Origin of the sequence: Bradyrhizobium sp. SZCCHNGR1005 (assembly GCF_032489995.1) — a bacterium.
Taxonomy (GTDB): domain Bacteria; phylum Pseudomonadota; class Alphaproteobacteria; order Rhizobiales; family Xanthobacteraceae; genus Bradyrhizobium.
The window spans coordinates 1,281,643-1,307,543 of record NZ_JAUEZC010000002.1; the positions used below are offsets into that span (position 1 = coordinate 1,281,643).

The 25,901-nt window shown below is 64.8% G+C and carries 20 protein-coding genes; 7 read left to right on the top strand and 13 right to left on the bottom strand.

The annotated features are described in order from the left end of the window. Positions 1-14 precede the first annotated feature (14 nt). The 3 genes from QXZ85_RS11960 to QXZ85_RS11970 all read right to left on the bottom strand — a co-directional run bounded on the left by QXZ85_RS11960 (position 15) and on the right by QXZ85_RS11970 (position 6,936). On the bottom strand, positions 15-2,000 hold the full coding sequence (locus QXZ85_RS11960; protein ID WP_315767520.1) for a cache domain-containing protein: 1,986 nt from the start codon (positions 1,998-2,000) through the stop codon (positions 15-17). A gap of 904 nt (positions 2,001-2,904) precedes the next feature. Further along, positions 2,905-5,781, bottom strand: a complete 2,877-nt coding sequence (locus QXZ85_RS11965; protein ID WP_315701667.1) for an EAL domain-containing protein — start codon at positions 5,779-5,781, stop codon at positions 2,905-2,907. A gap of 156 nt (positions 5,782-5,937) precedes the next feature. Next, positions 5,938-6,936 (bottom strand): NAD(P)H-quinone oxidoreductase, encoded by a 999-nt coding sequence (locus QXZ85_RS11970; RefSeq protein ID WP_315767519.1) that lies wholly within the window; start codon positions 6,934-6,936, stop codon positions 5,938-5,940. Between the two features lie 86 nt (positions 6,937-7,022). On the opposite strand from QXZ85_RS11970, the gene QXZ85_RS11975 reads away from it, so the two are divergent. After that, a complete protein-coding gene (locus QXZ85_RS11975) occupies positions 7,023-7,214 on the top strand; it encodes a DUF1192 domain-containing protein (RefSeq protein ID WP_315701665.1) in 192 nt (63 codons plus the stop codon). Positions 7,215-7,602: 388 nt separating this feature from the next. Beyond that, complete coding sequence (locus QXZ85_RS11980; RefSeq protein WP_315701664.1) at positions 7,603-8,112, top strand: DUF1465 family protein; 510 nt, start codon at positions 7,603-7,605, stop codon at positions 8,110-8,112. Positions 8,113-8,238: 126 nt separating this feature from the next. Here the strand turns inward: QXZ85_RS11980 and rpmE are convergent, their stop codons facing one another. Then, positions 8,239-8,466: a 50S ribosomal protein L31 gene (gene rpmE / locus QXZ85_RS11985; RefSeq protein ID WP_315701663.1), complete on the bottom strand. Its 228-nt coding sequence runs from the start codon at positions 8,464-8,466 to the stop codon at positions 8,239-8,241. A 257-nt stretch (positions 8,467-8,723) separates the two neighbouring features. Between rpmE and QXZ85_RS11990 the strand changes: the two genes are divergently transcribed. After that, complete coding sequence (locus tag QXZ85_RS11990; protein WP_316174182.1) at positions 8,724-10,577, top strand: ABC transporter transmembrane domain-containing protein; 1,854 nt, start codon at positions 8,724-8,726, stop codon at positions 10,575-10,577. An 88-nt stretch (positions 10,578-10,665) separates the two neighbouring features. Here QXZ85_RS11990 and QXZ85_RS11995 read toward each other — a convergent pair whose 3' ends face one another. The 3 genes from QXZ85_RS11995 to QXZ85_RS12005 form a co-directional block, all read right to left on the bottom strand. Beyond that, on the bottom strand, positions 10,666-11,115 hold the full coding sequence (locus QXZ85_RS11995; RefSeq protein ID WP_315767518.1) for a GNAT family N-acetyltransferase: 450 nt from the start codon (positions 11,113-11,115) through the stop codon (positions 10,666-10,668). Further along, entirely contained in the window at positions 11,112-12,137 is a 1,026-nt protein-coding gene (locus QXZ85_RS12000; RefSeq protein WP_315701660.1) for a peptidoglycan -binding protein, read from the bottom strand. Before QXZ85_RS12000 ends, QXZ85_RS11995 begins: the two co-directional genes overlap by 4 nt. 79 nt (positions 12,138-12,216) lie before the next feature. Further along, positions 12,217-13,203, bottom strand: coding sequence for a flagellar motor protein MotA (locus QXZ85_RS12005; protein WP_315701659.1), 987 nt, complete (start codon positions 13,201-13,203; stop codon positions 12,217-12,219). 175 nt (positions 13,204-13,378) lie between these two features. On the opposite strand from QXZ85_RS12005, the gene QXZ85_RS12010 reads away from it, so the two are divergent. From QXZ85_RS12010 to QXZ85_RS12025, 4 genes are all read left to right on the top strand, one after another. Further along, positions 13,379-14,194: a DUF1295 domain-containing protein gene (locus tag QXZ85_RS12010; RefSeq protein ID WP_315701658.1), complete on the top strand. Its 816-nt coding sequence runs from the start codon at positions 13,379-13,381 to the stop codon at positions 14,192-14,194. Positions 14,195-14,469: 275 nt separating this feature from the next. After that, positions 14,470-15,669 carry an efflux RND transporter periplasmic adaptor subunit gene (locus tag QXZ85_RS12015; protein ID WP_315742481.1) on the top strand — a complete coding sequence of 400 codons (1,200 nt, stop codon included), beginning with the start codon at positions 14,470-14,472 and terminating at the stop codon, positions 15,667-15,669. Positions 15,670-15,673: 4 nt separating this feature from the next. Continuing rightward, on the top strand, positions 15,674-18,823 hold the full coding sequence (locus QXZ85_RS12020; RefSeq protein ID WP_316174184.1) for an efflux RND transporter permease subunit: 3,150 nt from the start codon (positions 15,674-15,676) through the stop codon (positions 18,821-18,823). Between the two features lie 196 nt (positions 18,824-19,019). Continuing rightward, positions 19,020-19,595 (top strand): hypothetical protein, encoded by a 576-nt coding sequence (locus QXZ85_RS12025; RefSeq protein WP_315789500.1) that lies wholly within the window; start codon positions 19,020-19,022, stop codon positions 19,593-19,595. 67 nt (positions 19,596-19,662) lie between these two features. On the opposite strand, the gene QXZ85_RS12030 is transcribed toward QXZ85_RS12025, so the two are convergent. The 6 genes from QXZ85_RS12030 to QXZ85_RS12055 form a co-directional block, all read right to left on the bottom strand. Next, on the bottom strand, positions 19,663-20,454 hold the full coding sequence (locus tag QXZ85_RS12030; protein ID WP_315701654.1) for an inositol monophosphatase family protein: 792 nt from the start codon (positions 20,452-20,454) through the stop codon (positions 19,663-19,665). A gap of 118 nt (positions 20,455-20,572) precedes the next feature. Then, positions 20,573-21,658: a tetratricopeptide repeat protein gene (locus QXZ85_RS12035; RefSeq protein WP_315767517.1), complete on the bottom strand. Its 1,086-nt coding sequence runs from the start codon at positions 21,656-21,658 to the stop codon at positions 20,573-20,575. Between the two features lie 16 nt (positions 21,659-21,674). Next, entirely contained in the window at positions 21,675-22,346 is a 672-nt protein-coding gene (locus QXZ85_RS12040; protein WP_315701652.1) for a thiamine phosphate synthase, read from the bottom strand. A 1-nt stretch (position 22,347) separates the two neighbouring features. Further along, positions 22,348-23,370 (bottom strand): class I fructose-bisphosphate aldolase, encoded by a 1,023-nt coding sequence (locus QXZ85_RS12045; RefSeq protein WP_315767516.1) that lies wholly within the window; start codon positions 23,368-23,370, stop codon positions 22,348-22,350. Between the two features lie 198 nt (positions 23,371-23,568). Then, positions 23,569-24,636: a class II fructose-bisphosphate aldolase gene (gene fba, locus QXZ85_RS12050; RefSeq protein ID WP_315701650.1), complete on the bottom strand. Its 1,068-nt coding sequence runs from the start codon at positions 24,634-24,636 to the stop codon at positions 23,569-23,571. 60 nt (positions 24,637-24,696) lie between these two features. Next, entirely contained in the window at positions 24,697-25,890 is a 1,194-nt protein-coding gene (locus tag QXZ85_RS12055; protein WP_315767514.1) for a phosphoglycerate kinase, read from the bottom strand. Positions 25,891-25,901: the final 11 nt, after the last annotated feature.

The following is a 25,901-nucleotide window of genomic DNA, read 5'->3' on the forward strand; positions in this document are numbered from 1 at the left end:
GATCGCTGCGCCGTTTACGCCGCCTCGCGATCGGAGATCACGTTGATCAGCTTTCCAGCCTGCTCGTGGCTAAGCGAAAACTGCAGCAATGCGGTGTGATCGTTCACCCGCATCGCCGTTCCCGGCAGCTCCGATGTCATGTCGGTCACCGTGAGGGTGACCGGCGTATTGGCCGTCAGCGCGATCGGGATTGCTTCGATCAGCGCACCACCGAGCGCGATGTTGCGAACCCTGACCGGAACGCTCTGGCCGTCGACCTGCAAGATGCCGGGGCGGTTGATGTTGAGCCGCGAGGACAGTCGGCGGTCCACCTCGGACGTCGAGGTCCGGATCACGTGCACCAGATCGGTCCGCAGCTCCTGAACCTTGCGCGCGATCTGGGCGGAGCCGTCGCGGATGTCGGTCGAGTGCCGTCCGGCCTGGCTCGCCTCCCGGGAGACGGAGGCGATCTGCGTCGCCACCTCGTGCGCCGCGCTTGAGGTCTCCGCGACGGTGCGCGAGATCTCGACGGTCACGTTGTTCTGCGCCTCGATCGCATCGGCGATTTCCGATGAGACGGTCTCGACATTGCGGATCACCTCGCCGATGACGCCGATCGCGCCGACCGAGGCGCGCGTGGAGTCCTGGATCTCCGCGATCTGTTGGGCGATCTCGCTGGTGGCCTTCGCAGTCTGCTCGGCGAGGGATTTGACCTCGGAGGCGACCACGGCAAAGCCGCGGCCGGCATCTCCGGCGCGCGCGGCTTCGATCGTCGCATTCAACGCCAGCAGATTGGTTTGCCCGGCGATCTCGCTGATCAGGCTGGTCACGGCGCCGACCTTGTCGGCGGCTTCCGAGAGCTTGGCGATGGTCGATTGCGCTTCGCTCGAAACCGAAACGGCCTTGCGGGTCAGCTCGCGCGATGAGCTGACTTGGGATGCAATTTGGGCGATCGAGGCCGCGAGCTGCGAGGACGCCTTGGCGACCGTCTGCGTGTTGGCCAGCGCCTGTTCAGCGGCCGCGGCGACGCTGCTGGAATTCTGCTCGACGCTCAGTGCACTCTCGGTCATGGACCTCGCATTGTCGGCCATGTGGCCGGTGCCGTCGGCGACCTCGCCCACGGCGAAGCTTGCCGCGCGCTCGACCGCCTCCGCCATATCCTTGAGCGCCATGCTCTTGATCCGATCGGCGAGTTGGCGTTGCTCATCTTCCAACAGCGCGGTCTGGTGCGCCTTCTCCTCGATTTTCTGCCTGAACTGTTCGATCGAACGGGCCATGTCGCCGAGTTCGTCGCTGCGTTTCAGGCCGGGCAAGGTGATGTCGAAGTTGCCGAAGCCGAGCTGGGTCAGCGCGCCGCGCATCGAGGCCAGCGCAGCGGACATGGAGCGCGCGATGAGCAGCGTGATGGTGCCGAGCAGGAGAATGATCGCCGCCGCTGCAATCACGACGTTGCGCTTGCTGTCCCACATCTGCGCTTCGAGATCGTCGACGTAGACGCCGGTGCCGATGACCCAGCCCCACGGCTCGAAGCTGGCGACATAGGACAGCTTGGGCTGGGGAGCGTCCTTGCCGGGCTTCGGCCACATGTACTCGACGACACCAGCGCCATCGCGCCTGACGACGTCGACCATCTCGGTGAACAGGTGTTTGCCGGTCGGGTCCTTGTTGTCGGCGAGCATCTGGCCGTTCAGTTCGGGCTTGATCGGATGCATCACCATCCGCGGGCCCATATCGTTGATCCAGAAATAGTCGCCATTGCCGTAGCGCAGTCCGCCGATCCGCGCCGCAGCCCGCTTTTGCGCAAGCTCCGGCGTGACCTTGTCGCGGGCGACCGTCTCGTACTCCTCGCGGGCGATGCTGAGCGCGGTCTGGGTGAGATGGATGAGCTCATTCCGGCGCTGCTCTTTGAGCGCGGTCGCCAAGTTTGAGCTCTGCGTGACGGCAAGTCCGACCAGCCCGCAGAAGGACAGGCCGATGATCGCGTAGATGCGGAGAGCGAGCGAAAGTCGCGGTCGGGTCATCGAGAATATCCGGGAAAGTGCGAAGCGTTGTTGTTTGCACGAAATACTAGCCGGGCGCTGTTGATGCGGCGTTAAGCCGATCCTTACAGAGCAGGCATCCGTCAACGTCTGGGCGGTATTCTGTTGCTGCTAATAGTAATGCAGCGCTTGTTTGTTCGTTTCCGCGGCAATGAGCTCACTGCGCCGATCGCGAACGGCTGGTGCGCTGACACCGGGGAATGTCGCGGTGCTTGGACACGTCAGCCATGCCCAAATTGCCCGTCGTGCCACTCTGTCGCAGGCCGCGCGGCTTGCCGTGTCGGGCAAATCAGAAGCACATTTGTCCGCGTCTCGGCCCGCAAGAGGGACGCTTCGCGATCGTCACGAGTGTCGGGCCGGGATGCGATGGACGCGATGATATCGCAGTGTGCGTGAGCATACCGACGAACGATATCGCCGCGTACGGTCAAGCCGCATGGTCCTGGCATCCCGACGCTGATGCCCCGCGCAACGCGCGTTCCGCGCGTTGTCGCGATCGCGACGAGGCTTTGCCTCGCGCGGCGGTGACCAACAAGCCCGGCGCACCGGGGAGAATGCGGAGCAGCCGTTAAGACCGTCGCGCAGGGAAGGCCGGATCATCCGGCTGAGCCTGTGGTTCCTGCCCCGTGCATTTTTATCGCACGGGGGCCGCGGGTATCAGTCGATGCCCGGCCTTCCCTGCGCCTCTCTTCTCGAAGAGGGACGATGAATTGCAAAGCTCGGGCGCGGAAAGCGTCGCGAGAACGGGAATGCATGTCGTGGGACCGTCATTGCGAGCGAAGCGAAGCAATCCAGAGCTGCGGCCTGATTCTGGATTGCTTCGTCGCTCACGCTCCTCGCAATGACGGAACAGAAACAGCGCCGCATCTGTCCGGCACAGGTCGCCTTAGCTCGCCGCTTCGAGCCGCTCTTCCGTCAGCAGCCGCATCGCGGCGTCGGCGTCCATCGGTTCACCGAAGGCGTAGCCTTGGGCGAATTCACAGCCGAGGTGGTAGAGCTCGACCGCATCCGAATCCGTCTCTGCGCCTTCGGCGACAACATCCATGCCGAGATCATGCGCCAGCGCGATGATCGATTTGAGGATGACGGGACGGGTGCCGCGCGCCGTGGTGCGCACGAAGGACTGGTCGATCTTCAGCGTGTCGAACGGGAAGCGCTGCAGATAGGCCAGCGACGAATGGCCGGTGCCGAAATCGTCGATCGAGAGACCCACGCCGAGCTCGCGGATGCGGGTCAGCATCTGCGCCGCGTGCTCCGGGTTCTCCATCACCAGCGATTCCGTCAATTCCAGCTTCAGCGAGCCGCGTGCGACCGAGGAGCGCGCCAGCACCGAACGGATGTCGTGGATCAGGTCGTGACGCAGCAGCTGCCGCGAGGAGACGTTGACGCTGGCGAAGATCGGCTCGCGCGCGCGCATCGCGCGCTGCCAGATGGTGAGCTGCCGCGCGGTCTGGTCGAGCACAAACGTACCGAGGTCGACGATGAGTCCGATCTCCTCGGCGATGGTGATGAACTCGATCGGCGACATCCGCCCCAGCTTCGGATGGTCCCAGCGCGCCAGTGCTTCGAAGCCGGCGACCGAGCGATCCTCGAGCCGCACGATCGGCTGGTAGAGGATCGTGATCTCCTGGCGCTCGATCGAGCGGCGCAGCTCGCTCTCGAGCGTGAGGCGGTCGTTCTTGCGCGCGCGCATCGCAGGCTTGTAGACGTCGATGCGATCGCCGCCGATCCGCTTGGAGTGATACATCGCCAGCTCGGCGTCCTTGATGATGTCCTCCGAGAGCTGGACTTGCGGGTCGGAGAGCGCGAGCCCGATCGAGGCGGTGAGGAAGATCTCGCGCTCGTTGAAGGCGATCGGCGCGCGGATCGTCTTGCGGATGGTCTCGGCAAAGGCGGTGATGCGCGGGGGATCCTGTTCGGAGAGCAGGATCAGGCCGAACTGATCGCCGGCGAGCCGCGCCAGGGTGTCCTGCGGTTTCAGGATGCGGGAGAGCCGCCGGGCCAGCGTGAGCAGGATGGAATCGCCGACCGCGATGCCGACGGAATCGTTGACCTGCTTGAAGCGGTCGAGGTCGATCACCATCAGCGTCGGCCTGAGATTCGGCATCGACTTGCCGAAATTGGCCACCGCGGCGAGACGGTCGATGAACAGCTTGCGGTTGGGCAGGCCGGTCAGATTGTCATGCACGGAGTCGTGGAGCAGGCGCTCCTCGGCATTCTTGAACTCCGTCACGTCGGTCAGCGTGCCGACCACGCGCGAGACCTCGCCGTCCGAGCCGACCACCGGGCGCGCCTTCAGCGCGAACCACATGAAGTGGCCGTCCGGGGTGCGCAGGCGGAAATCCTGCACCAGGCGGCCGCGACGCTGGTCGAGCACGCTGTCGAGCGCGGCACGGAAGCGGTCCTGGTCCAGCGGGTGCAGCACTTCCAGCCACTTCGCCGCCGGTCCTTCGAGCGTGCCGCGCTTCAGCCCGAGCAGGTGCTCGGTCTCAGGGCTGGTGAACACCTTGTCGGCGGAGACGTCCCAGTCCCAGATCAGATCGCCCGAGCCGGTCAGCGCGAGCGCGCGGCGCTCGACATCGGAAACGATGCCCGTGGTGGCGCCGCCGCCGGCAAAGGCGTGCTGCATGACGGTGAAGCCGATCAGCATCACGATCAGAACGAGACCGCCGAGCAGGGCCGGGCCGACGATGTCGTTGGTGACCGAGCCGGCAACCGTCAGGCCAGCGGCGCCGACCCAGACCGTCAGCAGGAACCAGGTCGGGATCAACAGCACCGCGCGATCGAACCCGTGGCTGGAGAGATAGACGATCAGCGCGAAGCCGGCGACCGCGATCAGGAGCAGCGACATCCGCGCGATGCCGGAGGCCACGGCCGGATCGAACAGCGCAACGGCGACCAGGGAGCCCAGGAAGAACAGCCAGCCCACGGTGATGTGGGAATATCGGACATGCCAGCGCGACAGGTTCAGATAGGCGAACAGGAAGACCAGCAGGGTGGCGGCCAGGATCGCCTCGCCCGACGCGCGCCAGACGCGCTCGGCGTTGTTCGACATGTCCAGGACCTTGGCCCAGAAGCCGAAGTCGACGCCGATATAGACCAGCACCGCCCAGGCCAGCGCGGCCGCCGCCGGGAACATGATGCTGCCCTTGACCACGAACAGAATGGTGAGCACGAGGGCAAGGAGGCCGGAGATGCCGATCACGATGCCCTGGTACAGCGTGAACGAGTTGACCTTGTCCTTGTAGGCCTCCGGCTCCCACAGATAGAGCTGCGGCAGCTTGTCGGTGCGCAGTTCGGCTACGAACGTGACCACCGAGCCGGGATCCAGGGTGACACGGAAGACGTCGGCGGTCGGGCTATCCTGCCGATCCGGCAGGTCGCCGACCGAGGGCGTGATGGTGGCGATGCGGGACAGGCCGAGGTCCGGCCAGAACACGCCGGAGCCGACCACGCGGTAATGCGGCGCCACGATCAGGCGATCGAGCTGGTCGTCGGTATTGTTGGCGAGCGCGAACACCACCCAGTTCTGGCCCCCCTCGCGCGCGCGCACCTCGATGCGGCGGACGATGCCGTCGGTGCCGGGCGCGGTGGAGACCTGGATGCGGTCGCCTTCGCTCTTCTGATGCTCAAGGATGCCGGTGAGGTCGATCGCAGGCGCATCGCTGCGGACGCTGACCGCGTCGACGGCATGCGCAGGGGCTGCGGCAACACAAATCACGAGGCCCAGCGCAAGCGACGCGAGGCACCTGATCAGATGCAATGTCAAATCTCCGCGTTCGACGCCAATCCAAAGCGAAACAGGTCAAACCGAAAGCCGCAGCCAGAAGGGGATGGCAATGTCATAGGATTGCGCGATCATTGCCACGAAAGCGTGGAAAATCAAAGGGTTTCCAAACACACTCTGTTTAGAGCGTGCCTAGATCTCCAACACAATTTTGCCAATATGTTGGCTGGTCTCCATGCGTGCGTGCGCTTTGGCGGCGTCCGCCAGCGGAAAGGTCGAGTCCATCAGCGGCTTGATGCGGCCCTCGCGCAGGAACGGCATCACTTTCTGCTCGATCGCCGCGACCATCGCGGCCTTGTCCGCGTTACTACGGGGGCGCAGAGTCGAGCCGGTGTGGATCAGCCGCTTCACCATCAGCTTGGTGAAATTGACGGTCGCCCTGGGGCCGCCCAGGAAGGCGATCTGGACGATGCGGCCGTCGGGCGCCGCGGCGTCATAATTGCGCTCGACATAGTCGCCCCCGACCATGTCGAGAATCACGTCGGCGCCTTTGCCACCGGTTGCGGCCTTGGTCGCGGCGACGAAGTCGTCGGTCTTGTAGTTGATGGCGTGATCGGCGCCGAGCTTGAGGCAGGCTTCGGCCTTGTCGGAAGCGCCGACGGTGACGATCACCTTGGCGCCGAAGGCCTTGCCGAGCTGGATCGCCATGGTGCCGATTCCCGACGAGCCGCCATGGATGAGCAGCGTCTCCCCGGCCTTCAACGCGCCGCGTTCGAACACGTTGTGCCAGACCGTCATCAGGGTCTCCGGCAGCGCGCCGGCTTGCAGGATCGAGAGCGATGGTGGCACCGCCATCGCCTGGGCGTCCTGGGCGATGCAATATTCGGCGTAGCCCCCGCCGGCCACCAGCGACATCACGATATCGCCGAGCTTGTGCCTGACCGCACCTTCGCCGCGCGCCACCACTTCGCCGGCGACCTCGAGGCCGGGCAGGTCGCTGGCACCGGGCGGCGGCGGGTAGCTGCCGGAGCGCTGCGCGACGTCCGGGCGGTTGACGCCCGCGGCCTTGACCTTGATCAGGATCTCGCCAGGACCAGGCTTCGGCACGGGGCGGGTTTCGGGCTTGAGCACCTCCGGCCCGCCGGGCTTGCTGATGCCGATCACGGTCATTTGCGCGGGCAGCTGTTCCATGAGATGTCCTTCGGGAAAATCGGAGGCTTGCTTGCTAAGCTGCTTAGCCAGCCGGGCTGCGGCTGGCAACCGGGAGGAGGTCGGGAATGGCAGGCGAAGACGATGATCGGCCGCGCAAGGCGGCCTCGCACGAAATCGGTCAGGATCTGTCGATGCTGTCGGTCGAGGAGCTCACCGGGCGCATCGACCTGCTGCGCGGCGAGATCGCGCGGCTGGAGCAGGCGGTTGCAAAGAAGCGCGCTTCGCGTGACGCGGCGGCCAGCATTTTCAAGTCGTGATGTTCGGAGCGGGGCGGCAGCCGGCCGGCTCGGCCAATGGCCGACATGGCTAACGAAGGCTGAATTTTTTCCGCTATTTACGGTTGATTAAGCTTTCGCCTTTATAACCGGAGCCGTCCTCGTTTGGACACCGAGTGGCTCCTGTCCACTCTGTTTGACGCCTCCCTGTTATCAACTTTAAAAGCCGCCGGAAACGGCGGCTCTTTTTTGTTTTTGCACGGTTGTGGCCGTCCTGCGGCGTCCGCACGCTGCACAGCAATAGCTCCCACTTCGCGGAAACCATATTCGGTCTTGCTGCTGGACTCTCGTAACATCCCGCGCAATGATTTGTTCATCATACCGGCGAGGCAAGCCGGCTTCGTAAACAGTCGCGTAAGAGGCGTTAACCATGTCGGACCGTTTGCAGGGCGATGGTGCTCTTGTTCAGTTCAACGAGCGGCTCACCAATTCCGCTGCATTCGGGGCCTTGTTTCGGGAAGGCATGGATCTGGTCGAGGAGACTGCCGCTTATCTCGATGGCGCCGGCCGTACCGAGGCCAAGGCGCTCGACCGCGCCGTGAGCCTGACCTACGCGACCGAAAGCATGCGGCTCACCACCCGCCTGATGCAGCTCGCCTCCTGGTTGCTGCTGCACCGCGCGGTGAAGGAAGGCGAGATGACCTTGAGCCAGGCCAATCGCGAGAAGACCAAGGTGAAGCTGACGGCCGCCGATCCGGGGCCAGCCGACCTCCTGGAGAAGCTGCCGCAGCAGCTGCAGGACCTGATTACACGCTCGATGAGCCTGCAGGCCCGTGTCCGCCGGCTCGATACCTCGATCCACACCCCGCCGGACCAGACGGCGATCGGTAATCCGCTGGTGCCGCAACTTAACCGGCTCAAGGCCGCCTTCGAGCAGTAAGGCCCGCCCGCGCCGGGGCCGCGCGCCGAACGATCAACGCCAAACAAAAACGCCCCCGAATTCGGGGGCGTTTTGCGATCTGGGCCAAGATTAAGAACGGGTGCCGCATGCAGCACCCGGCAGGGATCAATCCTTCTTGAGGAAACCCTGGAACTTCTTCTGGAAGCGGGAGACGCGGCCGCCGCGATCCATGATCTGCTGGGTGCCACCGGTCCAGGCGGGGTGCGACTTCGGGTCGATATCGAGGTTGAGCTTATCGCCCTCTTTGCCCCAGGTCGAACGGGTCTGGTATTCGGTTCCGTCGGTCATCACGACCGTAATCATATGATATTTCGGATGAATGTCGGCTTTCATGGCATATCCTACGGCACGGTGAGGCGCGACCGCGCCTGTTCCTGTCATCACTGAAGGGGGACAATTGCGGCGCTCTATAGCCGAAGGTGGCGGCCAAAACAAGCTCATGCTCCGAATCTGGCGGCGGTGACAGTCCCGGAGTCAGGTTCGCCACCAATTCTGCCGCACTTGCCCCCTTGGTATATTTCCGGATTTGCCAAGCCGCGGGGCCGAGGCCTATCAGGACTGGCAGAGTTTTGAAGCATTTCAGGTGATCCATGAGCGCAGTCGAGCGGCTTGACGACAGGCAGGACGAGACCGGTCCCGATCCGGTGGGAGACGCCGCGGCGGTTGTCGAGGCGCTGACCGAGGAGGCTGCCCCTGGGCGTCGCTCCAAGCTGCGTCCGCTCCTCGCGCTATCGCCCTATATCGTCCGCTATCGCGGCCGCGCCATTCTGGCGCTGATCGCACTGACCGTCGCCGCCTTGACCACGCTGCTGGTGCCGGTGGCCGTGCGTCGGATGATCGATTTCGGCTTCACGCCCCGCGGTATCTCGCTCATCAATGATTATTTCAGCGTCATGATTGCGGTGGTGGCCGTGCTCGCGCTGGCAAGCGCGTCGCGATACTACCTGGTCATGACGATCGGCGAACGTATCGTTGCCGACCTCCGGCGCGACGTGTTCGCGCATCTGATGTCGCTGTCGCCGGCCTTCTTCGATTCCGCGCGCAGTGGCGAGTTGATCTCGCGGCTCACGGCCGACACGACCCAGATCAAGTCGGCGGCCGGCGCCTCGGTCTCGATCGCGCTGCGGAACGTGCTGATGTTCGTCGGCGCCACCGCGATGATGGTGATCACCAGTCCGAAACTATCCGGCTTCGTGCTGCTCGCCATTCCGCTGATCGTGCTGCCGCTCGTCGCATTCGGCCGCTGGGTGCGGCGACTGTCGCGGAATGCGCAGGATACGTTGGCGGAGGCGTCGGCCTATGCGTCCGAACTCGTCGGCGCGATCAGGACGGTGCAGGCCTATACCAGCGAGCGGCTCGCCGGCGACCGTTTCGGACGAGAGGTCGAACAGGCCTATGAAGCGGCGCGGGTCTCGACCAAGGCGCGCTCGGTCCTGACCGCGATCATCATCTTCATCGTGTTCTCGAGCGTCGTGGCGATCCTCTGGATCGGTTCGCATGACGTGCTCGCAGGCCATATCAGCGCCGGCCGTCTCGGCCAGTTCGTGCTCTATGCGGCGTTCGCCGCGGCAGGTCTTGGGCAACTCAGCGAGGTCTGGGGCGAAGTTTCGGCAGCCTCGGGCGCTGCCGAGCGGCTATTCGAACTGTTGCATGTGCGGCCGGAGATCGCGGCACCCGCTGCGCCTCGCGCGCTGCCGGAGCCGCCGCGCGGCGATCTCAGCTTCAATCATGTCAGCTTTGCCTATCCGGCGCGGCCCGATGTTCGTGCCATCAATGACGTGTCGTTTGAAATCAAGGCCGGCGAGAAGGTCGCCATCGTCGGCCCGTCGGGTGCCGGCAAGAGCACGCTGTTTCATTTGCTGCTGCGCTTCTACGATCCGGTGTCCGGTCGGATTGCGCTCGACAGCGTGCCGGTCCGCGATGCCGATCCGCGCAAGGTGCGCGAGCGCATTGCGCTGGTGCCGCAGGAGCCGGCCGTGTTTGCCGCGAGCGCACGCGAGAACATCCGCTTTGGCCGGCCCGAGGCCAGCGATGCCGAGGTCGAGCGCGCGGCTGAGCTGGCTCATGCGAGCGAATTCATCCGCCGCCTGCCGGAAGGCTTCGAGACGCCGCTCGGTGAGCGCGGCGTAACCTTGTCAGGCGGGCAGCGTCAGCGCATCGCGATCGCACGCGCGATCCTGCGCAACGCGCCGCTGCTGCTGCTCGACGAGGCGACGTCCGCGCTGGATGCCGAAAGCGAGACGCTGGTGCAGACCGCGCTGGAGGAACTGATGCGCGGCCGCACCACGCTGGTGATCGCCCATCGCCTTGCCACGGTGCTGTCATGCGACCGCATCCTGGTGATGGAGCAGGGGCGCATCGTCGAGCAGGGCACCCATGCCTCGCTGGTTGCTGCCAACGGACTCTATGCGCGGCTTGCGCGCCTGCAGTTTGAAGGCGCGTGATCGCGCCATCAATTTCGGCTCTGTTCCCTGCAACCTTTTTCGGTGCTTGGTCGTTCCGGGCGCTGTTCCGCGGCGCATAGCGCGACCGCTACGGCTTCCACGCCATGCGCAGCACTGGCCGGCCGGAGGTCGGATTGACGTCCTCGCCGTCGTCGACGAAGCCGTTGCGCCGATAGAAGCGGATTGCGCGCGCATTGTCCTTGTTGACCAGCAAGGTGACGCCTGACGGCGCGTGCTCCTTTGCGGCATCGACCAGCACCGTCGCGAGCGGCGAGCCCCAGTGCTCCGGTGCGACCACGAGCTGATCGAGATAACCCGATGCGTCGATGGTCACGAAGCCGATCAGCTGCTGGTCCTGCTCGGCGACGATGATGGCCGCGTTCGGCACGAGCTCATCGCGCCAGCGGGCCCGCCACCAATCCACGCGCGCAGCGAAATCGATCGCTGGATAGGCCTGTTGCCACGTCCGCTGCCACAGGGCGATCGCGGCGTCTTCGTCGGCTGCGCAATAGCGGCGCAAGGTGAATGTGCTCGTCACCGTTCCGTCAGCTTCAGCTCGATGCGACGATTGCGGCGGAAGGCATCTTCGTTGTTGCCGGGATCGAGCGGCTGGAATTCGGCAAAGCCGGCGGCGACCAGACGCTGCGGAGGAACACCGAGCGAGATCAGATATTGCACCACGGAGATCGCGCGCGCCGAGGACAACTCCCAGTTCGACTTGAAGATCGGGCTGTTGATCGGGCGCATGTCGGTATGGCCATCGACACGCAGCACCCAGGCGATCTCGCTTGGGATTTGCTTGTCCAGATCGATCAGCGCCGATCCCACGGAGTTCAGCTCCTGCTGGCCTTCGGGCAGCAGCGTCGCCTGGCCGGTATCGAAGAATACCTCGGACTGGAAGACGAAGCGGTCGCCGACGATGCGGATGTCAGGACGGTTGCCGAGAATGGCGCGCAGTCGGCCGAAGAATTCGGAGCGATAGCGTGACAGCTCCTGCACGCGTTGCGCCAGCGCGACGTTGAGGCGCTGGCCGAGATCAGCGATGCGACTCTGCGATTCCTTGTCGCGCTTCTCCGAAGCATCGAGCGCCTCTTCCAGCGCGGCGAGCTGGCGGCGCAGCGCGCTGATCTGCTGGTTCAAGACCTCGATCTGCGCGAGTGCACGCGCGGAGGTCTGCTTCTCCGAATCCAGCGCCTTGTTCAGCTCGTTGGCGCGGCCGTTGGCATCGTTGCCGGCGTTGGCGAGCCCGTCGTACAGGCTCTTGACCCGATCGCGCTCGGCTTCCGCCGAGGCGAGGCCAGCGCGCAGCTGCGACACCTGGTCGTCGAGGCTCATCTTGCCGAGCTTCTCCAGGGACAGCATCTCGTTGAGCTGGGCGATCTTGGCGTTGAGCTGCTCGAGCGCCTTGTCCTTGCCGGTCACCTCTTGCGAGAGGAAGAATTGGACGACCAGGAAGACGGTGAGCAGGAACACGATCGAGAGGACCAGCGTCGACAGGGCGTCGACGAAGCCTGGCCAGTAGTTCATGCCGGACTCTCGGCGGGTACGGGCAAGGGCCATTCAATAGTCTCCGCGATTTGGTTTTGCTCCGAGCGTCCCTCCTCGTGGGAGAAGCCGGCGGACGCGCCGGGTCAGGGAGCTAACTCTTCTCAGTTTGCCGCGCGAGGCGCTCGAGCAGCCGCTTGATCTCGCGGTTCTGTTCGCCCTGGCCGTCGGCCCATTCGCGGATCATCTGCTGCTCGGTCCGCATATGCGCGACCAGGCCCTGGATCGCCTCGGCGAGATTGGCCATCGCAGCGGTCGCCCCGCGGTTGGAGCCTTCCTCCATGGCAGAGCGCAGCCGCTCGATCGCGCCCGATAGGTCGCCGCCCTCGACATCGCCCGTCCCATATTCGCGGACCGTGCCGGCCAGCCAGTCTTCGAGGTCGGTATAGAAGCGGTTCTGGGCCTGGCTGGATTGCAGGTCGAGGAAGCCGAGGATCAACGAGCCGGCGAGACCGAAGAGTGACGACGAGAACGAGATGCCCATGCCGCCCAGTGGCGCGGCGAGCCCGCCTTTCAGGGTGTCAAACAACGCGCCGGCGTCGCCGCCGACCTTCAGCCCGTCGATCACCTTGCCGACCGAGCCGACTGTCTCGATCAGGCCCCAGAAGGTGCCGAGCAGGCCGAGGAAGACCAGCAGACCGGTCATGTAGCGGGAGATGTCGCGGGCTTCATCGAGTCGGGTAGCGATGGAATCCAGCAGGTGCCGCATCGTCTGTTGCGAGATCGTCATCCGCCCGGTGCGCTCGCGGCCGAGGATCGCCGCCATCGGCGCCAGCAAGGTCGGATAGCGAGCCACGGCGAGGCCCGGGTCGGCGATGCGGAAATTGTTGACCCAGGACACCTCCGGGTAGAGTCGGATGACCTGGCGGAACGACAGGATGATCCCGATGAACAGCACCGCACCGATCAGCGCATTCAGCCCGGGATTGGCGAAAAACGCCTGAACGATCTGCTTGTAGAGCACGACCCCGACCAGGGCGCAGAGCACCAGGAAGACCAGCATTCGCACCAGAAAAATCCGGGGCGAGGACAGTTTGGTCAGTTCGTCCATCGCGGAACGGGAAGGGGAGCCTTGAGCCATTGTCGATGACTTCCGTTACGGGGAACCGGTCCTGGGGCACACTATGGCATAGCAGCGGCGGGAAAGAAGCTGCGATTGCTGCAATCCCGCACTCTGCATGGAATCGTGTCCCGAAACCGGTCAGCGGTCGGTGCGTATTTCAGTTGATATTTAGCGGGAACGCCCGGCATTTGTCATGACCATCCTTGGATATTTGGCAGCCGTGCTGCTGATTGGCCTCTCGCTCTCCATCCTCATGGCGTTGGCCTGGGCGGTGCAGCAGGGCACCGGCAATTCCGGCTGGGTCGATACCATCTGGACGTTTTCGGTCGGGCTGGTTGGTGCCGCCGGCGCCTTGTGGCCGTTGACCGGGACGGCGCCGAACGCCCGGCAATGGCTTGTCGCCATCCTGGTTACGATCTGGTCGCTGCGGCTAGGCACACATGTCGCCCTGCGCACCGCCAAGAGCGGTGATGACCCCCGCTATGCCGAGTTCGCCAAGCAATGGGGATTGGCCGCTCCCCGTCGGATGTTCCTGTTCCTGCAGCAGCAGGCCTGGGGCTCCATCCCGCTCGCCTTCGCCATTTTCGTTGCAGCCCATGCACCAGCGAGAGATCTGCGCGCACAAGATGGCCTGGGCGCGCTGATCCTGCTGCTCGGCATCGCAGGGGAAGCCCTCGCCGATGGTCAATTGAGGTCCTTCCGCTCCGATCCGGCCAACCGCGGAAAAGTCTGCGATGTCGGACTCTGGCGATGGTCGCGGCATCCCAACTACTTTTTCGAATGGGTGTGCTGGCTGTCGTATCCCGTGATCGCGCTATCGCCGGATCATCCCTGGGGAGCAGCCGGCCTGCTGGCGCCGCTGGTCATGTACTGGATCCTGGTGCATGTGACCGGCATTCCGCCGCTGGAACAGCAGATGCTGCGCTCGCGCGGCGCCTGCTATCAGGCTTATCAGGCGCGCACCAGCGCCTTCTTCCCGCTGCCGCCCCGCAGGGAAACTGCGGCATGAGTGCCTGCGAGATTCTGTCGCTGCCATCGGACCAAGAGTCGCGATCGGCGCTGCGGGAACCCTGAGTTCCGCTCGATCTCGGCCGGCTCACAATCCGGTGAATCGAAAATCGCGTTGTTTCTTCAGGCACATACCTCCGTGTGACATCAAGCCGCCGCAATCCGCATTGCGCTGCACCAGCTCACTTCTATGTTGGCGTCGGCAGCGCCAGAACAGCGCAAGGTCATCCCGTCGCATAGTCAGCCGTTACTCCAACTATCAGGAGCTCATCTTTCATGTCTCGTCTTCGCGCGTCATTGGTTTGCAGCGCATTGCTGCTCGCAGTCGTCGCGCCACTTCTCGCCGCCTGCGACGATGCCACCACGGCCCAAGCCTCATCGACTAATCAGGTTGATATTCCCGAAGTCGGGATCATTACCGTCGAGCAGCAGGCCCGCGCCATCGTTCGCGAGCTGCCGGGCCGCATCGCGCCGACGCGGGTGTCGGACGTGCGGCCTCGGATCTCCGGCATCGTGGTCGAGCGGCTGTTCCGCCAGGGCAGCGAGGTGAAGGCAGGCGATCCGCTCTACCGGATCGACCCCAAGCCGTTCGAGGTCGAGGTGTTGTCCGCCAAGGCTGCGCTGGCCAAGGCCGAAGCGGTGCACGAGCGTGCCGTCCAGCAGGCGCGGCGGATCGCTCTGCTGTTCAAGGAACGCGCCACGCCTGAAGTCGAAAACGAGAAGGCGATCGCCGGCGAGCGCGAAGCGGCTGCTGACGTCGAAGCCCGCAAGGCGGATCTGGCCCGCGCTCATCTCAATCTCGATTACGCGACGGTGCGTGCGCCGATCGATGGCATCGTGGGCGCGGCCCAGGTCAGCGAGGGCGCGCTCGCGGTGCAGAACGAGACCTCGATGGTGACCATCCAGCAGCTCGACCCGATCTATGCCGACTTCACCCAGTCGGTCACCGAAATGCACCGCCTCCGGCGCGCGTTCGAATCCGGCGATCTCGAGCGCATCGTGCACGATGCGATCAAGGTCCGGCTGCTGCTGGACGACGGCACGCTTTATCCGGTCGCGGGCAAGCTGCTGTTCTCTGAAGCCAAGGTCGATGCCGCAACCGGCCAGGTCACCTTGCGCGGCGAGTTCGCCAATCCGAAGCGGGAGCTCTTGCCCGGCATGTATGTCCGGGTGCGGATCGAGCAGGGTATCGACAGCGACTCCGTCGGGGTGCCGCAGCAGGCGGTTCAGCGCACTGTGGGCGGCGGCAGCGAGATCTTCGTGGTCCGGGACGACAACCGCGTCGTGGCGCAGCCGATCCGCACCGGACCGATCCAGGACGGCCTGGTGCTGGTCACCGAAGGTCTGAAGGCGGGCGACAAGGTCGTGGTCGAAGGCTTCCAGAAGTTCGCCGCGGGCGACAAGGTCGCGCCGCAAGCCTGGACCGAGGTTTCCTCGGCCGAGGCCGTCTCGGTGCAATCGTCGGCGACGAGGTAAGCTCATGCCGAGCTTCTTCATCGACAGGCCGATCTTCGCCTGGGTCGTCGCGCTGTTCATCTGCTTGATCGGCGCGATCTCGATTCCGCTGCTGCCGATCGCGCAATATCCGATCATCGCGCCGCCCTCGATCTCGATCTCGACCAGCTATCCCGGCGCCTCGCCCGAGAACCTCTACAACAGCGTCACGCGGCTGATCGAGGAGGAACTCAACGGCGCCTCCGGCATCCTGAACTTCGAATCCACCAGCGACTCGCTGGGCCAGGTCGAGATCACGGCCAATTTCGTGCCGGGCACCTCGACCAACGACGCCTCCGTGGAGGTGCAGAACCGCCTCAAGCGCGTCGAGGCGCGGCTGCCGCGCGCGGTGATCCAGCAGGGCATCCTGGTGGAGGAAGCGTCCAGCGCGGTGCTGCAGATCATCACGCTGCGCTCGACCGACGGCAGCCTCGACGAGGTCGGGCTCGGCGACTTCATGATCCGCAACGTGCTCGGCGAAATCAGGCGCATTCCGGGCGTCGGTCGCGCCACGCTGTATTCGACCGAGCGCTCGCTGCGGGTCTGGCTCGATCCGGCCAAGCTGATGGGCTATGGCCTCACCGCCGATGACGCGACGAAGGCCATCAGTGCGCAAAACGCGCAGGTGGCCTCGGGCTCGATCGGCGCCGAGCCGGCCACATCGGGCCAACGCACCTCGGCGCTGGTGCTGGTCAAGGGCCAGCTCGACTCGCCCGATGAGTTCGGCTCGATCATCCTGCGTGCCAATGCCGACGGCTCGACGGTGCGGCTGCGCGACGTCGCCCGCATCGAGATCGGCGGCCTGAGCTATCAGTTCAACACCCGCCTCAACGGCAAGCCGACCGCCGGCCTGTCGGTGCTGATGTCGCCGACCGGCAACGCCCTGGCGACCGCGAGCGCGGTAGAGGCCAAGATGAAGGAGCTGTCGCGCTTCTTCCCCGCCAACATCACTTACGAAATTCCCTACAACATCACGCCGGTGGTCGAGGCATCGATCGAGAAGGTGCTGCATACGCTGCTTGAGGCGGTGGGGCTGGTCTTCGTCGTGATGTTCGTGTTCCTGCAGAACCTCCGCTACACCATCATTCCGACCATCGTCGTGCCCGTCGCGCTCCTAGGCGCCTGCTCCACGTTGATGCTGCTCGGCTACTCGATCAACATGCTCACCATGTTCGGCATGGTGCTGGCGGTCGGCATCCTCGTCGATGACGCCATCGTCGTGGTCGAGAATGTCGAGCGCATCATGTCCGAGGAGGGGCTGCCGCCGAAGGAGGCGACGCGCAAGGCGATGTCGCAGATCACGGGCGCCATCATCGGCATCACCCTGGTGCTGATGGCCGTGTTCGTGCCGATGGCGTTCTTCCCGGGCTCGGTCGGCATCATCTACCGGCAGTTCTCCGTGACCATGGTGGCGGCGATCGGCTTCTCGGCGCTGCTCGCGATGTCGCTGACGCCGGCATTGTGCGCGACCTTGCTGAAGCCGGTGCAGGCGGGGCACGGCCACGCCAAGAAAGGCGTGTTCGGCTGGTTCAACCGCTTCATGGATCTGAGCCGCAATCGCTACGGCGGTGTCGTGAGAGGCGCACTGGGGCGCACCGGCCGGCTGATGCTGATCTACGCGATCCTGCTCGGCGGATTGACCTTTGCCTTCGTCAGGATGCCCGGCGGCTTCCTGCCGGTCGACGACCAGGGCTTCATCACCACCGACGTGCAGACGCCGGCCGATTCCTCCTATGCACGGACGCTGGGAGCAATTGAGCGGGTCGAGAAATATCTGTCGGAGCGGGCCGGCATCGACAACGTCACCTTCCTGACCGGCTTCAGCTATGCCGGGCAGGGCATCAACACGGCGCAGGCCTTCATCTCGCTGAAGGACTGGTCGGAGCGCGGTGCGAAGGACAGTGCGGCCGCGATCGTTGCCGACATCAACCGCGACCTCGCCTCGATCCGCGACGCCAAGATCACTGCGCTGCAGCCGCCGCCGATCGACAATCTCGGCAACTCCTCAGGCTTCAGCTTCCGCCTGCAGGACCGCGGCCAGAAGGGCTATGCGGCGCTGACGGCAGCCGCCGACCGTCTGATCGCGGACGCCAATGCGAGTCCCGTGCTGCAGAAGGTGTATATCGAAGGCCTGCCGCAGGGCCCGCAAGTGAACTTGACGATCGATCGCGAGAAGGCCGGCGCCTTCGGCGTCACCTTCGAGGATATCAACAATACGATCTCGACCAATCTCGGCTCGAACTATGTGAACGATTTCCCGAATCGCGGCCGCATGCAGCGCGTGGTGGTGCAGGCGGATCGGCTGAGCCGCATGAATGCGGACGACATCCTGAACTACAGCGTCAAGAATGCGAGGGGCCAGCTGGTGCCGCTCTCCTCCTTCGCTTCGGTCGAATGGGCGAAAGGACCGATGCAGATCGCCGGCTTCAACTATTATCCCGCAGTGCGTATTTCGGGCGAAGCCAAGCCGGGCTACACCTCGGGCGACGCGATCGAAGAGATGGAGCGGTTGGCGTCCAAGCTGCCGCGCGGCTTCGGTTATGAATGGACCGGACAATCGCTGCAGGAAAAGCTGTCGGGTTCGCAGGCGCCGTTCCTGCTGGCGCTGTCGGCCTTCGTGGTGTTCCTGTGTCTGGCCGCGCTCTATGAGAGCTGGACCATTCCGCTCGCGGTGCTGCTCACGGTGCCGCTCGGCATTCTCGGCGCCGTCGTAGCGGCAAGCCTGCGCGGCTTGCCCAACGATGTCTATTTTACGGTCGGCCTGATCACGATCATCGGCCTCGCTGCCAAGGACGCGATCCTGATCATCGAGTTCGCCAAGGACCTGCGCGCCCATGGCAAGCCGCTGGTCGAGGCGACGATCGAGGCGTGCTCCCTGCGCTTCCGTCCGATCGTGATGACGGGCCTTGCCTTCGTCTGCGGCGTGCTGCCGATGTCGATTGCATCAGGCGCCGGCGGTGCCAGCCAGCAGGCGCTCGGCACCAGCGTCATGGGCGGCATGATCGCGGTGGTGATCCTGGCGCTTCTGATGGTGCCGGTGTTCTTCGTCTCGGTGCAGCGCGTGCTCGCGGGCGACCGCGAGAGCGTCGCGCCGCAGGACGAGGTCTATGGTCCGCCGTCGCCGGTGAACTTGTAGGTGGTGTCTCCACAAAGCCGCCATCCGGCTGACCAAGGGTCCGATCATGTGGCTGACGATGGACAACGCCTGACGTCGATCACTCCGTGGTCGGCGCATCGTCCTGCGCTCGAGGCCGCCACTGGCATTCTCGGCGCCGTAAGCGTATAATCCGGCATCACATGACGGTAACGAAATGTCGAACTTCGCAGGCAGATTGAGTCTCGCGCTGGCCTTGGCTGCGCTCTCGCTGGGCTGGCCGACGGCGCATGCCCAGATGGCTCCAATTCAGTATTGGGTTCCTGGCTGGCCCGTCGACCTGGGGAGCGCCGGTGAGAGCCTGGACAGTTACGGAAACTTCCCAAGCTTCGATGCAAGCGGCCGGGACAGCGGCTTCTTTACGCGGCGCTACAGTTACTCGAACAACTGGTCCGCCTTGAACAGCACGGGCCTGAGCATGCAGGGGCTGAACGCGTATGGCTCGCTCGGCTCTCTGACGGCAGAAGGCTCGCAGTTCGGTTACAGGTTCAAGAGCGGTGTCGCGCTGTATGGCGGTTTCGACACTTTGAAAGTCGACCGCGGCAGCAGCGCTTTCGCCGCCTTCGATTCCAATTCCGCGACTCTGCCCGCCTATCGCGCGAATGCGGGCATCGAGTTTCAGCCAGCGCCAAATGTCAGCTTGTCGTTCGGTCTCAGCTATACCGGACAGCAGTCGGATCGTCTCGACAGCGACATCAGATCACCGCTGTTGCCCGGCGAGACGCCGTCCGCCTTCACCAGCGGTCGCCGCTGACGTAACTCCAGAGTGTAGGGTGGGCAAAGCGCTGTCGCAATGCGCCTTTGCCCATCCTACGTCAGCCTTACGCCGCCGCCTTGAGCACCTTCACCAGCTCGCGGTGAATGACCTCGTTGCCGCAGACGACGTGACCGGTGGTGAGAGCATCGTCCTTGCCGTCGATGCCGGAGACGGTGCCCCCGGCTTCGCGCACCATGATCGTGCCTGCCGCGATATCCCAGGGCGAGAGGTCCCGTTCCCAATAGCCGTCGAGCCGGCCGGCCGCCACGAAAGCGAGGTCGAGCGAAGCTGCCCCGAAGCGGCGCAGACCCGCAACCTTGGTCTGCAGCGCGGTCATCTCGCGCATGAACAGCGCGTGATCGCCGCGTCCGATATGGGGCAGGCCGCACGCGATCACGCACTCGTGGAGCTGGCGCCGCGCGGCCACGCGCAGTCGCTGATCGTTGAGGAATGCGCCCTTGCCACGCTCGGCGATATAGAGCTCGTCATTGGCGGGATTGTAGATGACGCCCGCGATCACGGCGTCCTCGCGCTGGAGCGCGATCGAGATCGCGAATTGCGGAATGCCGTGCAGGAAGTTGGTGGTCCCGTCCAAGGGATCGACGATCCAGGTGTGCGACTTGTCGCTGCCCTCGCGCACGCCGCCTTCCTCACCGATGAAGCCGTAGCCCGGCCGCGCCTTGGCGAGATCTTCATAGATCATCTCTTCGGCCCGCTTGTCGGCGCGCGAGACGAAATTCGCAGGTCCCTTCAGCGACACCTGCAGGTGCTCGATCTCGCCGAGATCGCGCTTGAGGCTGCGGCCGGCGCGGCGCGCGGCCTTGACCATGACGTTCATGAGGGCGGAATGGATCATGAGCTCGATACGGCTGGCTGACCGCGCCTTGCGGCGCGCGTCTCTCCCGGACAGGGAGAGGAGGATGGACGAATGAGAGCTGTGGGTGCCCTGTACGGGGCGCGGCGTCAAGGGCGGATCATTTGGCCCCAATCCAGCGCTTGGCGGCTTCTTCGCCCTTGGCGCGCTCCTCCGGGCTCAGTTCGGCGAACTTCTCGTCCAGCTTGGGATCGCCCTTGCCGGCGGTCTTGGCGACCAGATGCCATTTGTACGCCTCGACCCTGTCCATCGGCGTGCCGCCGGCACCGTAGAATAGCACCCAGGCCAGCCGATTCTGCGCGATCGGGCTGTTCTGCTTCGCGGCCTTCCGCAGCAGTGCCACGGCGCCTGCTTCGTTCTTGGGGGTCCCGCTGCCGTTGAAGAGGGCGATCGCGTATTCGACCTCGGCATCGACATTGTCGGCGAGCGCTGCGGCCTGCAACAGCCGTGCGGCCTTCTCCGGATCCTTCTGAACCGCTGTTCCCTCCTTGTAGAAGGTTGCCAGCGCATATTGTGCTTCGGGGTTGCCGGCGTCCGCCGCCATCTGCAGCAGCTCGGCCGAACGCTTCAGATCCTGGGGCAGGGTCTGGCCGTCAAGATAGAGCAGAGCGAGATTGTAGGCCGCCTTGGGCTCGCCCAGCTTGGCGGCGGAGGCGAGCAGCTTCACCGCCTCCTGCTTGTCCGTCGGGCCGCCACGGCCGGCCAGCCGCATCATCGCCAGCGCAAACATCGCCTCGCGGTCCCCGGCCTCCGAGGCACGCTTGTACCACGTCGCCGCCTTGTCGAAGTCGCGCCGGACGCCCATGCCATTTTCATAGAGCTGGCCCAGCATCGTCATGGCCTTGGCATCGCCGGTCTGCACACGCGCCGTGGCGAGGTCGAACGCGGTCTTGTACTGGCCGCGCTGATAGGCGCCATAGACCAGGTCGACATTGGGGTCGTTCGCGGTCGGGAGCGCGTTGGCGGAGGGCTGGCTCGCGGGCGGAGCGGCCGGCGTGGGCGGCTTGGCGGAAGCGCCCGGTGCAGGCACAGGCTTTTTCGCCGGCGGCTTCGGCTTTTCGACGGCCTTGGGCTTTTCGGCGGGCGGCTGCTGAATGCCGGGCGGGGTCAGCGAGATCTGCGCAAGCGCGCTGGTCGAAGCGAGCAGCAAAACCGTGAGAACGGATGTCAGGCGCAGCATCGGCATCTTAATGGCGTTACCCTTATCCGGCTCGCGCCGCGGGGATCGCCATATAGGCCTGCTTGATGGCGCTGTCGATATCGGAAAGGGCCGCAGCGGGGCCGCGCGCATCGTTCCAGATGAGGTCATCGACCAGGACGAAATCGGCGCCGGCGGCCACGAATTCGATCGCCTCCTCGCGCGTTGCGGCATAGCCGACGCAAGGCGGCTCGAACAGCTCGGCCCACCATGACAGCCGTTCTGCAATAGCGTCGACGGACGGCCGCTTGCCGTCCGCATCCTTTTCGCCGAACAGCACATAATCGGCGCTGCGCTCGCCGGCCGTCATCGAATCGTGCCGGGTGGCGAGCCCGCCGACGCCGGCGATGCGGTCCGGTTTCAGGCTCGGCAGGGCCTCGTCGAGCGCAGCGAGGCCCGTCAGATGCGCGCCGTCGGCGCCGGCGCGCGCCACGATGTCGGCATGCCCTTCGATCAACAGCGCAGCGCCCGCATCCTGAATTGCGGGCGCCAGCGCTTTCACGTTTCTGATCATGCTGCGCGGATCGCTCTCTTTCAGCCGCACCAGCACGGCGGCGACATCGCCGCTGCGGAGAATGCCTGGCAGGCTCGCGGCCAGCGGCGCCGGGTCTGCGACCACGGGCGTTGCAAGATAAAGCCGCGGCGCCGGCCGCTGTGGGGTGGTTTTGCCCGACACGTTATGCCGCCTTCCGTTCCAATTCGGCTGCCCATTGGCCGAGGCTGGCGAGCCCGTTCATATGGGCGCGATGCGCGAATGCGCGCTGGCCGGCCGCCAAGTTCTCCGCCTTGCCGGACCATGCCTTTTGCGGCGCCGCCTGCAGGGCCCGGCCGTATGAAAAGGTCAGACGCCACGGCAGATGGCCGATGCGGTTCATTGCATCGAGATGCGCGGTGGCCTCCTCGTCGGACTGACCGCCGGAGAGGAAGGCAATGCCGGGAACGGCCGCGGGGACGCATTCCTTGAGCAAACGAACCGTCTTCTCCGCCACCTCCTGCACCGAGGCTTGTTTCATGGATTTCTTCCCCGGCACGACCATGTTGGGCTTCAGGATCATGCCCTCGAGCGCAACGCGCTGGACGCGGAGTTCGCGGAAGACCTCGTTGAGCACGCGCCGCGTGACCTCGTAGCAGCGGTCGATGTTGTGATCGCCGTCCATCAGCACTTCCGGCTCGACGATGGGCACGATCTGCGCCTCCTGGCACAGCGCGGCATAACGCGCCAGCGCATGCGCATTGACATGGATCGCGGTCATGGAGGGGATGTCGTTGCCGATGTCGATCACGGCGCGCCATTTGGCGAAGCGCGCGCCCTGCGCATAGTACTTCGTCAAGCGATCCGCCAGCCTGTCGAGGCCGGCCGTGATCGTCTCGCCGGGGCAGAAGGGAAGGGGATGGGTGCCCTCATCGACCTTGATGCCGGGAATACTGCCGGCCTGCTCGATCAGCTTGATCAGCGGCGTTCCGTCCTTGCCGTGCTGCCAGATGGTCTCGTCATAGAGAATGACGCCGGAGATGTAGCTCATTCCCTCGGCGCTGCGAAACAGCATCTCGCGATAGTCACGCCGGCTCTCCTCGGTCGACTCCACCTTGATCGCATCAAACCGCTTCTTGATCGTGCCGGTGGATTCGTCGGCGGCCAGGATGCCCTTGCCCGGCGTCACCATGGCAACCGCGACGTCGTTGAGATCGGAGAGGTTCATGACGGCATGCTCCAGAGTGCACCTGCCCTGCTCGCCAAAATAGACCGTTCTCGGGCGGATGCCGAGAAAACATTGTTGTGGGCGGGGCAGGGTTCCCGGAGGCGTGAAGGCCGAAGTGGCTATTGGAGAAGCGCGCGCCAGGCGCTGGTCAGGTGGCCTCGCCCCGCAAGCGGGGCGAGGAGACAGCGCGGGACATGCTTAGGCGACCGTCGGGTCGAGCTCGCCCTTGGCGTAGCGCTTGGCCATCTCGGCGGTGGTCAGCACGCGCTTGATCTTGGAGGCTTGGCCCGCGGTGTTGAATTCCTGGAGCCGCTGCTTGCACAGCTTGGTCATCGCCTCCATCGCCGGCTTCAGATACTTGCGCGGGTCGAACTCTTCCGGGTGCTCCTGCAGGATCTTGCGGATCTGGCCGGTCATCGCCATGCGGTTGTCGGTGTCGATGTTGATCTTGCGCACGCCGTTCTTGATGCCGCGCTGGATCTCGGCGACCGGTACGCCCCAGGTCGGCTTCATCTTGCCGCCATAGGTGTTGATGATGTCCTGCAGCTCCTGCGGCACCGACGAGGAGCCGTGCATGACCAGATGCATGTTCGGCAGCTTGCGGTGGATCTCCTCGATCACGCCCATGGCGAGGATGTCGCCGTCGGGCTTGCGGGTGAACTTGTAGGCGCCATGCGAGGTGCCCATCGCGATCGCGAGCGCATCGACCTTGGTCTCGCGCACGAACTTCACGGCCTCGTCCGGATTGGTCAGCAGCTGATCGTGGGACAGCTTGCCCTCGGCGCCGTGGCCGTCTTCCTTGTCGCCCATGCCGGTCTCGAGCGAGCCGAGCACGCCGAGCTCGCCCTCGACCGAGATGCCGCCGAGATGCGCCATCGTGGTCACGGTCTTGGTGACGTTGACGTTGTAGTCCCAGTCGCCCGGGGTCTTGCCGTCGGCCTTCAACGAGCCGTCCATCATGACGGAGGTGAAGCCGGACTGGATCGCCGTCATGCAGGTCGCGGGCTCGTTGCCATGGTCGAGATGCACGCACACCGGGATGTGCGGATAGATCTCGGTCAACGCATCCATCATGTGCTTGAGCATGACGTCATTGGCATAGGCACGGGCGCCGCGCGAGGCCTGGATGATGACCGGCGCATCGACGGCGTTGGCCGCCTCCATGATCGCCAGCGCCTGCTCCATATTGTTGATGTTGAAGGCCGGGACGCCGTAATCGTTCTCCGCCGCGTGGTCGAGCAGTTGACGCAACGTGATGCGAGCCATCGATCCTGTTCTCCGTTGTGGGCCCGGTGCGAGCAAGCCTCGAGCCTCGTATGTCCAAAGTCAGCGATTTTTTAAAACTTCCACGCCCGGCAGCGGTTTCCCTTCCATCCATTCCAGGAAGGCGCCACCGGCCGTCGAAACATAGGTGAAATCATGCGCGACGCCGGCCTGGTTGAGCGCCGCCACGGTGTCGCCGCCGCCGGCGACCGAAATCAGCTTCTTGGCCTTGGTGCGCTCGGCCGCATGCTTGGCCGCGACCATGGTGCCGCGGTCGAACGGCGCAATCTCGAACGCGCCGAGCGGGCCGTTCCAGACCAGCGTCGCTGCATCGTCGATCGCGGCATGGATGCGGGCGGTCGATTGCGGGCCGACGTCGAGGATCATGCTGTCGGGCGGAATGGCATCGAGCCCATAGGCGAATGAGGGCGAATTGGCTTGGAAATGATAGGCCACTGTCGCGTCCACGGGGAGGATGATCGCGCAGTTCGCGGCTTCCGCCTTCTCCAGGATCTTCAGCGCGGTCGGCGCCAGGTCCTTCTCGGCCAGCGACTTGCCGATCTGCACGCCCTGCGCATGCAGGAAGGTGTTGGCCATGCCGCCGCCGATGACGAGCGCGTCGACCTTGGTGACGAGGTTTTCGAGCAGGTCGATCTTGGTCGAGACCTTGGCGCCACCGACGATCGCGATCACCGGTTTGGCCGGCCGTCCCAGCGCCTTATCGAGGGCGTCGAGTTCGGCCTGCATGGTGCGCCCGGCATAGGCCGGCAGCTTGTGGCCGAGACCTTCGGTCGAAGCGTGGGCGCGATGCGCGGCGGAGAAGGCGTCGTTGACCCAGATGTCGCCGAGCTTGGCGAGCTCCGCGACGAAGGCCGGATCGTTCTTCTCTTCCTCTTTGTGGAAGCGGGTGTTCTCCAGGCACAGGATGTCGCCATCCTTCATCGCGGCGATCGCTTTTGCGGCCGCCTCGCCGATACAGTCGTCGGCGAAGCCGACCGGACGCTTCACGACCTCCGCCAGAGCGGCTGCGACCGGCTTCAGCGACTCCTTCTCGTCGCGGCCCTTGGGGCGGCCGAAATGCGCGAGCAGAATCACCTTGCCACCTTTGTCGGAGAGCTCGGTGATGGTCGGTACGACGCGCTCCAGCCGCGTGGCGTCGCTGACGTGACCGTTGTCCATGGGAACGTTGAGGTCGACGCGCAGCAGCACGCGTTTGCCCTTCACGTCGACGTCGTCGAGGGTGCGGAATAGTTTCATGTCGAACATCT

Coding starts and splice junctions, on each gene's coding strand:
- QXZ85_RS11960 (WP_315767520.1), bottom strand. CDS start 2,000: ATGACCCGACCGCGACTTTCGCTCGCTCTCCGCATCTACGCGATCATC.
- QXZ85_RS11970 (WP_315767519.1), bottom strand. CDS start 6,936: ATGGAACAGCTGCCCGCGCAAATGACCGTGATCGGCATCAGCAAGCCC.
- QXZ85_RS11975 (WP_315701665.1), top strand. CDS start 7,023: ATGGCAGGCGAAGACGATGATCGGCCGCGCAAGGCGGCCTCGCACGAA.
- QXZ85_RS11980 (WP_315701664.1), top strand. CDS start 7,603: ATGTCGGACCGTTTGCAGGGCGATGGTGCTCTTGTTCAGTTCAACGAG.
- rpmE (WP_315701663.1), bottom strand. CDS start 8,466: ATGAAAGCCGACATTCATCCGAAATATCATATGATTACGGTCGTGATG.
- QXZ85_RS11990 (WP_316174182.1), top strand. CDS start 8,724: ATGAGCGCAGTCGAGCGGCTTGACGACAGGCAGGACGAGACCGGTCCC.
- QXZ85_RS12000 (WP_315701660.1), bottom strand. CDS start 12,137: ATGGCCCTTGCCCGTACCCGCCGAGAGTCCGGCATGAACTACTGGCCA.
- QXZ85_RS12005 (WP_315701659.1), bottom strand. CDS start 13,203: ATGGCTCAAGGCTCCCCTTCCCGTTCCGCGATGGACGAACTGACCAAA.
- QXZ85_RS12010 (WP_315701658.1), top strand. CDS start 13,379: ATGACCATCCTTGGATATTTGGCAGCCGTGCTGCTGATTGGCCTCTCG.
- QXZ85_RS12015 (WP_315742481.1), top strand. CDS start 14,470: ATGTCTCGTCTTCGCGCGTCATTGGTTTGCAGCGCATTGCTGCTCGCA.
- QXZ85_RS12020 (WP_316174184.1), top strand. CDS start 15,674: ATGCCGAGCTTCTTCATCGACAGGCCGATCTTCGCCTGGGTCGTCGCG.
- QXZ85_RS12030 (WP_315701654.1), bottom strand. CDS start 20,454: ATGATCCATTCCGCCCTCATGAACGTCATGGTCAAGGCCGCGCGCCGC.
- QXZ85_RS12035 (WP_315767517.1), bottom strand. CDS start 21,658: ATGCCGATGCTGCGCCTGACATCCGTTCTCACGGTTTTGCTGCTCGCT.
- QXZ85_RS12045 (WP_315767516.1), bottom strand. CDS start 23,370: ATGAACCTCTCCGATCTCAACGACGTCGCGGTTGCCATGGTGACGCCG.
- fba (WP_315701650.1), bottom strand. CDS start 24,636: ATGGCTCGCATCACGTTGCGTCAACTGCTCGACCACGCGGCGGAGAAC.
- QXZ85_RS12055 (WP_315767514.1), bottom strand. CDS start 25,890: ATGAAACTATTCCGCACCCTCGACGACGTCGACGTGAAGGGCAAACGC.